The sequence below is a fragment of the Giesbergeria sp. genome (assembly GCF_028686475.1).
GTDB lineage: Bacteria > Pseudomonadota > Gammaproteobacteria > Burkholderiales > Burkholderiaceae_C > Simplicispira.
In genome coordinates this window covers 1-11,231 of the sequence record NZ_JAQUCA010000040.1, presented here as the reverse complement: position 1 = coordinate 11,231, position 11,231 = coordinate 1, and the positions used below count along the sequence as shown (strand labels likewise).

Sequence of the window (11,231 nt, the reverse complement as noted above, 5' to 3'; positions counted from 1 at the left end):
CCAGCGGCGCAAGGTTGTTATGGACACACCTAATGCCTTTGCTGCTTCTCCTATACTTATTAATCTGTTCATAATGGATAGATTAGCGTAGATTTGAGTAGATTCATTGAGTTCTGCTGCTAACCCTGACTGGTGCTGATATAGCACGGTTGATTGCCGATGCACAGCTTTCGGTATGTTATGCAGCACCAGGTGTTCAGTTACCCGTGGCGCACACGCTGGCCGCTGCCGTCTCAACTTTGGGGCCAGAGATGGTTACGGTATGCCTAGACTTTGACGAGCGCGTGATGCGTATGGGCTATGGCGATTTGGCTGCCGTGGAGTTGCTACGGCAGGTGGGTGTGGTAGTGCGCAGCGCACCGGGTATGCGTACCGCCTTGGTGATTGTGGATGGTGCAGGTTTTAGCTTCACACCCACACCGTTATATCTGGAGCCTGAACCCGCCCCCAACGCAGCGCCCAATGCCATGCGCATGTCTGCCGCACAGGTCGCAGAGGCGCTGGCGCGGCTATCACCCGCAGCCAAGGCCATTGCCATAGCACAAGCCCCAACGCTCGAAGAAAAGCGCCGCATAGAAGCATTGCCCGATGATGTAGGCTCGAAAGAGATTGCCAACACTGGCTTTAACGAGGTGGCCGCCAGCCTGAAAGATGCTCCACCGGTACGCTTTGATTTGGCGCGGCAAGTGCGGGTGTTTGAGCCTTATCTGCAATATGTAGAACTGAGCCTCACAGGGGCTTCCATTCAGCGTCATCGGCTGGCGATTCCAAAGGCTATCCAAGAGCTGGGTGGCAGTAGAGAACTAGAAGGGCGCTTACGCACCACCTTCGAATTAATCGAAAAGGGAGGTAAGTTATCTTCTAAAAAGTTAGAGGACACTCTGAATGAGATTCGTAAAAATTTTACGCCATCGCTAGGAAAAGATCATGGCAGAGTGGTACTCAAAGCCGCCAAACCACATTTGGTGAAGCGTTTGGATGAGCTTGGGCAGAAATTGAAAGAACATCAGGCAGCCGTTGCAGCAGAACTACAAGAACACCTTGATGCATCACGCCAACAGATTGTGGATTACTACCTACCTACTGTGAAAGCCAATCCACCCGACAGTCTGCGCGGCGGCTTATTAGCTGAAAACCCTTCGGATGAAGATGCAAAGGTATGGCTTGAGACGGAACTCAATCGGGTGCTGCCAACTGCCGAATCAATGATTCAGGAAATGAAGCTAGAAGCACGCTACAAAGACGTTACCTTTGAGACTTTGAATGAGGAAGGATTTTTGGAGTCCGTTAAAGCCGCGTTTCCAAGAGTGAATTGGGACAAAGCTTATAAGAATTTCAAAGCGGCGGGGGAAAGTCTAAAAAGTAGCGATAAGAAAAAAGATTAGGAACTGCCCCCAGAAAGGGCAGCATCAGTTGCTGATTTGTCCCCAAACTGCAAGGTGATGCGTCAATGCAACATCTATCTGCTGCAATGGTTGGGTGATTGCCAGGGGTAGTAATCAACACTAAAATGGCACTACCGCAGGCGGTGAGACCCTCTCCAAGTCGACGAGTGGCAGTGGTCTTAGACCTCTGGTGAAGTCAGTTCATGCGCATTGACCACCACCTGCGGTACTTTATAGGTGGCGTTTTCCACCGTCTTGGATGTTGGCCCGTCGGACGATGCCAGTGGTGATGACGGCATTGTGCCCCTTGCCTTTGCGCATGTACTTAAAATGCACAACCGCTTTGCCCACCATCACCTGATCGTTGATATCGAAAAAAGCAATGACGTTGCCATGCTTGGGGTCAAAAAACCACTTTGCAGCTTCTAGCCTGTCTGGCAAATAAGCAAGGTCTTCGATACACAAAGAAGCTCCCCGCACTTCCTTGCTGCTGCGGTAGCCATGCCGCAACAGGTAGTCGCTAATCTCAATGTCAGCGACCTCCACCCCGATTTTTGATACGTCTCTGTCATGGAGCACCCTCTGTGGTAGCAGGCCAACCCTTCTGAATTCGTGCCGAGCCAAGTGCCCGTCTGCGAGCACCTGCCTCGCCCAATCGGCGTACTCTTGCTTTTCTAATTCCGACAGACGCATGGGGCGCGATGGTGCCCTACGCCTCCACCCAGCACAGCCTTGCGTTGCAGGAAAAAAGCACAGCAGGCCAAAGAGGATGTACAAAAAAGCATGTCCGGTTTGAAGCCATTATCATTGCAACCAAGGGCAGTAAAGATGTCCACTCCACCCTCTACACTCAAGAAAACCACACACCATGACAGCACACTGGATGCGCCGCACCACCTTGGCCCTCGCCTGCGCGGCGGCTACCCTGCTAAGCGCCTGCGGCTCCAGCAGCATTGAATCGGCCCTGGCCCCCGAGCGCCTGGTGGCCTTTGGCGATGGCTATAGCAGCTTGGGCGCGCAGCGCTACACCGTCAACAACGGCAGCATCAACAACTGGACGCTGCAACTGCTAGAGTATTACCGTGGCGCAGGCCACGCCGCTGGCGGCTTGGTCAGTCTGGCCGAAGGCAATGCGCGCCTGCAACAACAACCCGATGCCGCTGGCCAAGCCAGCACGCGCACGGTAGCGCAGCAAATTGACGGCTTTTTGGCCAGCCAGCGTTTAGGGGCCAACGATGTGGCCTTGGTCAACGGTGGCGTAAGCGACATCATCGTCGATATGGCCGCCGTGCAGGCTGGCCGCCTTAGCCCAGAGCAATTTTTGCAGCAAGCACGCCAGCACGGCGAAGCCTTGGCCGCCCAAGTGCGCCGCTTGGTGGCCGGTGGGGCCAACTACGTGGCGGTGTCCAATTTGTACGATTTGGGCCTGACCCCTTGGGCCGCTGCCATCAACCAAAAAGACCTGCTCAGCCAAGCCAGCAACCAGTTCAATCGCGGCTTGTTGGTGGCCCTGAATGATTTGAGCCAAAACGTGTTGTATATCGACGTAGCCTATTACGTCAACCTGTACACCTCCAACCCCGAATCGTTCTCGTTTTACAACACCACCGAACCGGTTTGCACCTCGGTGGATGCGGGCAATGGGATTGGTATTGGCTTAGGGCAAATTAACTCTAGCCTGTGTACCGCCGCCACCCTGCGCCCCAATGCCGAAGCAGACCGCTACGTGTTTGCCGATGCGGTGTATTTAGCACCCTCGGCGCAGCGCCAGCTGGGTTTGTACGCCTACGACAAACTGCGCGCCCGTTGGTAAAGCGCTAGGCGCAGGCCCGCACCACCACCTGCGTTTGCAGCCGCTGCATATCGGGCACCTGTGCCAGCCCTGTGCCGCCCGAAAGCAGCGCGGCCGCGCCAGCGGCCACGCCCCAAGCCAGCGCAGCCGCTGGGGCTTGGTCTTGGGCCAGCGCCCACACCAAAGCGGCCAAAAAGCAATCGCCCGCGCCGGTAGTGCCTGCATCGGCAGACACCGGCAGAGCAGCAGCTTGCCAAACACCAGCAGGGGTAGCCAGCAAAGCGCCCTGCTCCCCCAAAGACAGCGCCACCATCTGGGCTTGGCCTTGGGCGATGAGTTGCTGCACCGCCTGCTGCCAAGCCGGAGCATCTGGCAAGGGCTGGCCGGTCAGTTCGCGCAACTCGCGCAAACTGGGTTTGAGCAAATAGACCCCAGCCTGCAAAGCGGCGGCCAAAGCCGGACCAGAGGTGTCTAATACCAGCCTTTGCCCTTGTTGGTGGGCTTGCTGGGCCAATTGGGCATAAAAATCATCGGGCACCCCCGGTGGCAAACTGCCACTGGCAATCAGCCAATCGGGCTGGGGTTGTAAGCCGCCCAGACCGCGCAGGCAGGCTTGCCATTCAGGGGGCTGCACTTGGGGGCCGGGCAGAACGAAACGGAATTCCTGCCCGCTGCTGCTCTCGAGTACCGAGAAATTCTCGCGCGTGGCCCCGGCAATCGCTTGCACCTGTGTTGGCACTCCTTCGGCCTTTAACAGGGCTTGTAAGCGCTGCCCGGTCAGGCCACCGGCCAAATACCAAGCCTGCACCGGGCAGCCCAGCCGGTGCAACACCCGCGCCACGTTGATGCCGCCCCCACCTGGATAAAGTTGTGCCGCTGTGCAGCGCAGTTTGTGTGTGGGCTGAACTCGCTGTGTGCTGGTGGCAATATCTAGTGCTGGATTGAGGGTGAGAGTTAAAAAGCGCTTCATGCCCTGACCTGAGAAGCAGTGACCGGGGTGGCCACCGTGTGTTGGTGCGAAATATCCAAACCAGACCACAGCTGCACCAAATCTGGAAAATGCCAGTGTTCGGGGTCTTCGCGCCCCGTGATTTTGTCTTGGCAACTGGGCAGGCTCAAGTCTATCGTCTCGGGCGGGATACGCTTTTGGGTGCGGGTGCAATAAAACACCTTCACCCAAGGGGCGGTCAGGGTACTGCGGTTTTGGTCGGTGACCACGCCCAAGCGGCCAGAACTAAGGCGCACCAAAGAGCCTGCCGGATAGATACCGATGCTTTTGACAAAGGCATGGAAAATTTGAATATCGAAATGCCCTTCGCTCCATTGGGCCATGCGGCGCAAGGATTCGGCAGGGTCCCAGCCCGCTTTGTAGGGGCGATTCGAGGTGATAGCGTCATAGACATCGCAAATCGCGGTCATGCGGGCAATCAGGTGGATTTGCTGGCCCGACAAGCCATCAGGGTAGCCGGTGCCGTCTATTTTTTCGTGGTGGTGTCGGCAAGCATCCAATACGGCTGCATTGGTTTTGCCGCCTTCGCGCAGCATCTCCCAGCCCGCGACTGGGTGGTGGCGCACCACGGCAAATTCATCATCGGTGAGTTTGCCCGGTTTGTTCAGCACGTCTAATGGGATGGCAGCCTTGCCCAAATCGTGCAACAGTCCGGCCATACCAGCCAACTGCGTCTGTGCGGCCTCCAAATGCAGTTGGCGTGCCAAAGCCACCATCAGGGCGCATACCGCTACCGAGTGCATATAAGAGTAATCATCAGCCGTTTTGAGCCGCGCCAAGCTGATGAGGGCACCGGGGTTGCGAATCACCGAGGAGGAGATGTCTTCCACCAAATCGCGCATGGTGCCGGTGTCGATGGCTTTGCCCAAGCGGGCCTCGTTGAACATCGAAGTCACGGCCAGTTTGGATTGGCGGCAAATGGCAGCAGCGGTTTCTAGCTCTTGCACCATGCTGGCGGGGTGCAAATCGCGCACCGATACCACCACTGCGGGGGACGGGGGTGCTGGCACCTCGTTCAGGTGCTGAAAGGTGTTTTCTACTTGGGCTTGGGCCTGGGCCTCGGAGGTAGAGGCCACGCCCGGAGCCACATCCAGCCCGCGTGCCACATCAATCCAAACTTCTTTGATGGTGGTGGCACGAATGCTGGCTAAATCTTGGGCATCCGTGAGGGTGAACTGGGTTCGCCAAAACGGATGCTCCATCCATGAACCGCAAAATTCATGGATGTGCATCCCCAGGGTAAGGTGTTGAACGTGGATACGTTTGAGCATGGCAGCATCATAAAACGCACTGCACTGACGCGCTCAAACACAATCTCAGCGCAAGGCTACGGCTCAAGCAGCTGGCTTGGGCGGCTGGCCCTTGCCAGCTTGGGTTTTGGCAAGGGCTTGGGTTGCAGCAGGCGTAGGCGCAGGCTCGGGGGTTTCCTTGGGCGAGGCGCTAGGTGTTGGCTGCTGAAAGAGTCGCCCCATTTCGTGGCCCAAGCCCCACAAAATATCGTAAAAATTTTGGGTGTAGCCCGTCCATTTTTCGGTCAGGGGTTGCAAGCTACGGCTTTGCAGCGCGAGCAAATCTGGCCAGTCTTTGGCCTGCAACCAATCTTGTGGCGGCTGTTGGTGTGCTTCTAAAGCATCTTTGGTGTGCTGCAAATGCAGCTCCGTCAGGGCTTGTACGCTCGATACATATTTGAGCGTCAACTCATGCAAAGCCTGAAGCTGTTTTTGCTGGTATTCAGAAAATTGTTCCGGTGTCATCATGTCGTAAATTCTTGGATAGAGTGAAGGCCATATTGCCAGCCAATGTAGGGCTTCTCTATGACAACCCAGCGAAAGAACCATGACAGCGCCCACACCAGACAGCACGCCGAACAACACGCTGCTGGCGCTGGGTTGCCATCAGCTTGTCACACAAGCGCGTTAAGGTCAGGCGCAGGGCTGCACCAGCATTTCAAACTGGATGTCGAAGCCCCTGATAAGGATTCGCATGTTCGCCAACCTGGTCAAGGCTGCACCGCGCGATGCAGCTTGTGATGCCTGTGTGCAAGAAATCCATGCCTTGCTCGATAACCATAGCTTGCTGGCCAAATTTTGCCCAGTGGCCGATTTCACCGATTGCGGCATTGCGGGCTATCGGGCCTCGGTGCGTGGCCCAGTGGGCATGTTGCGCGGCTCTTATGAGCGCTTAACGCAAGTCAGCACCCACATTGGGCGCTTGCACCATTTTGCCTGCGATGCGTTCAGTGCAGTGCTGGCCAAATTTTTAGAACACGAATGCCGGGGCTGGGTGTTTGCGCCTATCCCCAAAGGTACCATCGAAGCCTTTGGTATGCCTTTGGCCAAAGAGTTGGTACACATCGCCCAAAGCTCTGGACTGGCCCCCGAGCGCGTGGTGCTGGTGCTGCCCGATATTTGCGCCGATACCTACCCGCAAGCCGCCCAATGGCTGCACTATGTGCGCGCCCAAGGTCTGCGCGTGGCGGCGCGCACCCTGTTGTGCCAACGCGCCAAGCAGCAACTGTGGTCAGAACTAGAACTAGACTTTTGCTTGCTGGACGAAGAAACCCTCACCAGCTTAGACCTTGCGGCCCCGCAAGAGCTGCAAAGCCTCTTGCAGACTGAGTTACAACAAGGTCGCCAATTGCTGGCCGATGGCATCGGCAACAAAAACGAGTTACACGCTTTGATGCAAGCTGGAGTGCGCTATGGGGCCAGCCACTTTATTGGCCGCCCCAATGTGGTGCCCACGCGCGCCTTGTCGGCGGCAGCACACAAGGCCATCATGGCGGGCAGGCACGACAGCGCCAGCTTGGGCTTGAAACCCAGCTCGGTGTTAGAGCGCTTGCTCATCAAATCGCCCCCGGTCACGCCCAACACCTTTGCCGGGCAGGTGTTTGATAGCTTTGAAAGCAACCCCGACCTGCGCGCCGTGGCGGTGGTGCAAGAGGGCAAACCGTTGGGCCTGATTTCGCGTTACGAGATGATTGATGTGATGGCGCGCTCGTTTCGCAAAGAGATTTTTGGCCAAAAGCCCTGCCAGCGCTTTATGGACGATGAGCCGCTGATGGTGGACATCCACACCCCGCTAGAAGAAGTGACCAACTTGGTCGTGGGCGCTGACCCTCGGCATTTAATCAGCGGCTTTGTCGTGACAGAACGTGGCCATTATTTGGGTATTGGTTGGGTGCAAGACTTGCTGCGCGAGGTCACTTCGATGCAGATGGAATCGGCCCGCTACGCCAACCCCTTAACGCAACTGCCGGGCAATGTGCCCATCAACCAGCATATTGACCAGCTTTTGGGCGCACGCGCGGAGCATTGCGTGGTCTATTGCGATTTAGACAACTTCAAGCCATTCAATGATGTGTATGGCTATGCCAAGGGCGATGAGGTCATCAAACTCACGGCCCGCGTGCTGAGTGAATTTTGCGACCCAGCGCTTGATTATGTCGGCCACATTGGTGGCGATGATTTCATCCTGATTTGCCGCAGCCCGGATTGGCAGACGCGCTGCCACGCCATCTTGAAAAGCTTTGCTACCGATATTGCCTCTTTTTTCAGCAACGACGATTTAGCGCGCGGTGGCTACGTGACCGAAAACCGCAAGGGCTTGCCCGAGTTTCATCCGCTGATTTCTTTGTCTTTGGGGGCGGTAGAAGTGCGGCCCGGCATGTTCAACAACCATTTGGAAGTGGCCAAGGTGGCCGCCGAGGTGAAGAAAAAAGCCAAATCCATGCCCGGCAACAGCCTGTATATCAACCAACGGTACGGCTAAAGCCCACCCTTGGGCCAGCGGGGGGCGCTAGGCCGTTAATCTACACATCAGCTTCGGTGGACACAATGGCAACAACAACACATTTCAGAGGAATCTTGCCATGTTCACCAAAACCCTTGCTACCTTCAGTGCCACCGTATTGCTGTGCGCCAGCGCCTTGGCACAAACCGCTGGCGGCTTTACCGGCCCCAGCGAGCCAGCAACCGCCAGTACGTCGGCGCGTGTTGGTTTTAATGGCCCCGTGACCGTGGTCAGTGCAGAGCAGGCCAAAACATTCAAAGACGACACCCCCGTGACCTTGCGCGGCCAAATTGAGCGCCATTTGGGCGGAGAAGATTATGTGTTCCGCGACAACTCTGGCACCATAGAGGTAGAGATTGACCAACGCCGCTGGAACGGCCAAAGCGTGTCGCCACAAGACAAGGTAGAAATCTCTGGTGAGCTGGACAAACGCTTCACATCGAGCAAAGTCGATGTCAAGCGCGTGCAAAAACTCTAAATGCTGGGCGCCAGCGCTTGAGCAGCAAAGCATTGCCCATCACGCACACCGAACTAAGCGCCATCGCGGCCCCGGCCAGCACCGGGCTGAGGTAACCCAAAGCGGCCAACGGAATGCCGGCCACGTTGTAGGCAAAAGCCCAAAACAGGTTTTGCCGAATTTTGGCCACGGTACGCCGCGAAATGTCCAGCGCTGCTGCCACCAGCAGCGGGTCGCCACGCATCAGGGTGATGCCAGCGACTTGCATGGCCACATCGGTGCCATTGCCCATCGCCATGCCGACATCGGCTGCTGCCAGCGCTGGGGCATCATTGACACCATCGCCCACCATCGCCACCACATGGCCGCCAGCTTGCAAGGCACGCACTTGGGCGGCTTTGTCGCCGGGCAACACGTTAGCGCACACTTCACCGGCTTCGGGGTGCAGGCCCAAGCGGCGCGCCATCATTTCAGCGGCGGCTTGGTTGTCGCCAGAAATCATCACCGTGCGTAGCCCGAGTGCGCGCAGTTGCGCCAGCGCCTGCGCGGCCTCGGGTTTGGGCTGGTCGGTAAAAGCCAGCAGGGCTTGCACTTGCCAGCCTTGGGCGGTTTGTTGGGCCAAGGCCGATAGCGTAGCGCCTTCGGTTTGCAACTGTGTGGCACGGGCGGCCAAAGCGCCCAAAGCCACGCCTTGCTCTTGCAGCCAGCGCAAGCTGCCCAGCAAGTAGCGCTGGCCTTGCACTTGGCCCTCACTGCCCCGGCCCGGTACGTTACGCACCGCTTCAGGGCTTGGAAGCTCTAGCCCTTGTTGTTGTGCGGCTTGCAGCACGGCATGGGCCAGCGGGTGGCTGCTGCCGCTTTGCAAGCTGGCGGCAGTGGTCAAGACAGCGTTACGGTGAAGGCCAGGGGCGACTTCTAATGCGCTTAAGGTAGGCTTGCCTAGGGTGAGGGTACCGGTTTTATCAAAAGCCACGGTATCGACGCGGTGCGCCAGCTCCAGTGCCTGCACATCCTGAATCAAAATGCCATGCTGCGCTGCCACCCCGGTGCCCGCCATGATGGCCGCTGGTGTCGCCAGCCCCAAAGCGCAGGGGCAGGCAATCACCAGCACAGCCACAGCGCGAATCAGGGCGGTTTCTAGCCCTGCGCCCGCCCAGCACCAGCCAAGCAAAGTGGCCAGTGCTATCAGCAGCACCACGGGCACAAACACGCTCGCCACCTGGTCCACCAAACGTTGGATGGGGGCTTTGGCGGCTTGGGCATCTTCTACCAGCCGGATGATGCGTGCCAGCACGGTCTCGGCCCCCACGGCTTGCACCTGCAACACAATGCGCGCCTCGCCGTTGATGGAGCCACCGGTCAGGGCATCACCCACCGTTTTGGGCACCGGCAAAGGCTCGCCGGTGAGCATGGATTCATCCACTTGGGTATTGCCGTCTAGCAAAAGACCATCCACTGGGATGCGCTCGCCGGGGCGCACCACCAGCTTATCACCCACCATCACTTCGGCCAGTGGCACATCCACTTCGCCGCCTTTGCCCAGCCAGTGCGCTATATCGGGGCGCAGGTTGTGCAGCGCCCGGATGGCGGCAGTGGTTTGGCGCTTGGCGCGTGCCTCTAGCCATTTACCCAGCAGCACTAAGGTGATAACGACCGCAGAGGCTTCAAAGTACAAATGCGGCGTGTGGCCGGGATGGGCTGTCCACCATAACCACACTGACAACCCCCAACCGGCGCTGGTGCCCATCGACACCAACAAATCCATATTGCCGCTGCGTGCCAGCACCGCATGCCAACCGGCGCGGTAAAAGCGTGCGCCCAAAATAAACTGCACCGGCGTGGCCAGCAAAAATTGCAGCCAAGCCGGTAGCATCCAATGGGTACCCCACCCATCGCCCAGCATCGGCAGCACCAGCGGCAGCGACAGTAGCAAGCCCAGCGCCACCGGGGCAAAACCAGTCCAAGGGGAGTCTGGTTGTTCGCGTGCTTGGGTGGCGGCGGGGCTGAGTGGCTCATAGCCTGCATTGCGCACTGCGCGGCGCACTAGGGCCTCCATGCTGGCGCTGTCTTGCGTTGCCGAGGGTGTAAAACGCACCCGTGCGGACTCGGTGGCCAGATTGACGCTGGCCTCTTGCACGCCGGGCACTTTACGCAAGGCGCGCTCTACCCGGCCAGAACAGCTGGCACAGGTCATGCCGCCAATGGCCAAGTCCAACTCTTGGCTGGGGGTGGCTTCCTTGTCTGCCTCGTAGACATCTTCATGGACATCATCTGGCGCTTGCTGTCCGGTTATGCCCTGCGGGCTAACCTGACCTACGGGGGAGGGGGGGGTCAAAGCTGAAACACCTGTTGAGTCCACAGATCGTCGGGCGCATATGGCCCCTGAATGGCCTTGAACGCACCGTTGGCAGGAACCAGTCTTTGCAATGACGGTAGTACCCAATTCATATGAAAACGCTTGATTTGCTTCCCATTCATGTTCATTTCCTCAATGTCGGTCACGATACCAACAGCTCTGATCATCACTTGCGTCGCGCCCTTGCCCATCATTTTTTTGATAGCCAACCGATCCCCCACACCAATTTGATTCCTGAATCCGTGACAAAAAAAGCACCTCCCGGCCACCCCAGCCTCAGCCGATTTTTTCTGCAAATATGCACCCGCATTGAACCCTGATGCCCTCCTGCGCCGCTGTTCGCGTGCTTTTTGTCACTCCAATCGCACCACAAAGCGGGTATTTTGGCTGTCTAGGGCGCAAGCGGGCAGGCGACCCCCTCGGAGAGGCTCTCCGCTTTG

At 57.7% G+C, this 11,231-nt stretch carries 10 protein-coding genes; 4 read left to right on the top strand and 6 right to left on the bottom strand.

Annotated features, from left to right (window positions below):
- The first annotated feature begins 149 nt into the window (after positions 1-149).
- On the top strand, positions 150-1,385 hold the full coding sequence (locus PHX60_RS15380) for a hypothetical protein (protein WP_300079535.1): 1,236 nt from the start codon (positions 150-152) through the stop codon (positions 1,383-1,385).
- 231 nt (positions 1,386-1,616) lie between these two features.
- Here PHX60_RS15380 and PHX60_RS15375 read toward each other — a convergent pair whose 3' ends face one another.
- A complete protein-coding gene (locus PHX60_RS15375) occupies positions 1,617-2,078 on the bottom strand; it encodes a hypothetical protein (RefSeq protein WP_300079533.1) in 462 nt (153 codons plus the stop codon).
- A 175-nt stretch (positions 2,079-2,253) separates the two neighbouring features.
- On the opposite strand from PHX60_RS15375, the gene PHX60_RS15370 reads away from it, so the two are divergent.
- The gene (locus tag PHX60_RS15370; RefSeq protein ID WP_300079531.1) at positions 2,254-3,198 is read left to right on the top strand and encodes an SGNH/GDSL hydrolase family protein; all 945 of its coding nucleotides are present in this window, start codon (positions 2,254-2,256) and stop codon (positions 3,196-3,198) included.
- A gap of 4 nt (positions 3,199-3,202) precedes the next feature.
- Here the strand turns inward: PHX60_RS15370 and PHX60_RS15365 are convergent, their stop codons facing one another.
- From PHX60_RS15365 to PHX60_RS15355, 3 genes are all read right to left on the bottom strand, one after another.
- On the bottom strand, positions 3,203-4,147 hold the full coding sequence (locus PHX60_RS15365; protein WP_300079529.1) for a 1-phosphofructokinase family hexose kinase: 945 nt from the start codon (positions 4,145-4,147) through the stop codon (positions 3,203-3,205).
- Positions 4,144-5,457: an HD-GYP domain-containing protein gene (locus PHX60_RS15360; RefSeq protein WP_300079527.1), complete on the bottom strand. Its 1,314-nt coding sequence runs from the start codon at positions 5,455-5,457 to the stop codon at positions 4,144-4,146. Before PHX60_RS15360 ends, PHX60_RS15365 begins: the two co-directional genes overlap by 4 nt.
- Before the next feature lie 63 nt (positions 5,458-5,520).
- A complete protein-coding gene (locus tag PHX60_RS15355; protein WP_300079525.1) occupies positions 5,521-5,943 on the bottom strand; it encodes a phasin family protein in 423 nt (140 codons plus the stop codon).
- Between the two features lie 226 nt (positions 5,944-6,169).
- On the opposite strand from PHX60_RS15355, the gene PHX60_RS15350 reads away from it, so the two are divergent.
- Together PHX60_RS15350 and PHX60_RS15345 are read left to right on the top strand one after the other, a co-directional pair.
- Entirely contained in the window at positions 6,170-7,957 is a 1,788-nt protein-coding gene (locus PHX60_RS15350; RefSeq protein WP_300079523.1) for a diguanylate cyclase, read from the top strand.
- Between the two features lie 100 nt (positions 7,958-8,057).
- The gene (locus PHX60_RS15345) at positions 8,058-8,456 is read left to right on the top strand and encodes a NirD/YgiW/YdeI family stress tolerance protein (protein ID WP_300079521.1); all 399 of its coding nucleotides are present in this window, start codon (positions 8,058-8,060) and stop codon (positions 8,454-8,456) included.
- Here PHX60_RS15345 and PHX60_RS15340 read toward each other — a convergent pair.
- Both PHX60_RS15340 and PHX60_RS15335 read right to left on the bottom strand, forming a co-directional pair.
- A complete protein-coding gene (locus PHX60_RS15340) occupies positions 8,434-10,650 on the bottom strand; it encodes a heavy metal translocating P-type ATPase (RefSeq protein ID WP_366144396.1) in 2,217 nt (738 codons plus the stop codon). The genes PHX60_RS15345 and PHX60_RS15340 overlap by 23 nt on opposite strands.
- Before the next feature lie 116 nt (positions 10,651-10,766).
- Entirely contained in the window at positions 10,767-11,012 is a 246-nt protein-coding gene (locus PHX60_RS15335) for a hypothetical protein (protein WP_300079519.1), read from the bottom strand.
- Between the last annotated feature and the right edge of the window lie 219 nt (positions 11,013-11,231).

Coding starts and splice junctions, on each gene's coding strand:
- PHX60_RS15345 (WP_300079521.1), top strand. CDS start 8,058: ATGTTCACCAAAACCCTTGCTACCTTCAGTGCCACCGTATTGCTGTGC.
- PHX60_RS15365 (WP_300079529.1), bottom strand. CDS start 4,147: ATGAAGCGCTTTTTAACTCTCACCCTCAATCCAGCACTAGATATTGCC.
- PHX60_RS15350 (WP_300079523.1), top strand. CDS start 6,170: ATGTTCGCCAACCTGGTCAAGGCTGCACCGCGCGATGCAGCTTGTGAT.
- PHX60_RS15370 (WP_300079531.1), top strand. CDS start 2,254: ATGACAGCACACTGGATGCGCCGCACCACCTTGGCCCTCGCCTGCGCG.
- PHX60_RS15375 (WP_300079533.1), bottom strand. CDS start 2,078: ATGCGTCTGTCGGAATTAGAAAAGCAAGAGTACGCCGATTGGGCGAGG.
- PHX60_RS15360 (WP_300079527.1), bottom strand. CDS start 5,457: ATGCTCAAACGTATCCACGTTCAACACCTTACCCTGGGGATGCACATC.
- PHX60_RS15355 (WP_300079525.1), bottom strand. CDS start 5,943: ATGATGACACCGGAACAATTTTCTGAATACCAGCAAAAACAGCTTCAG.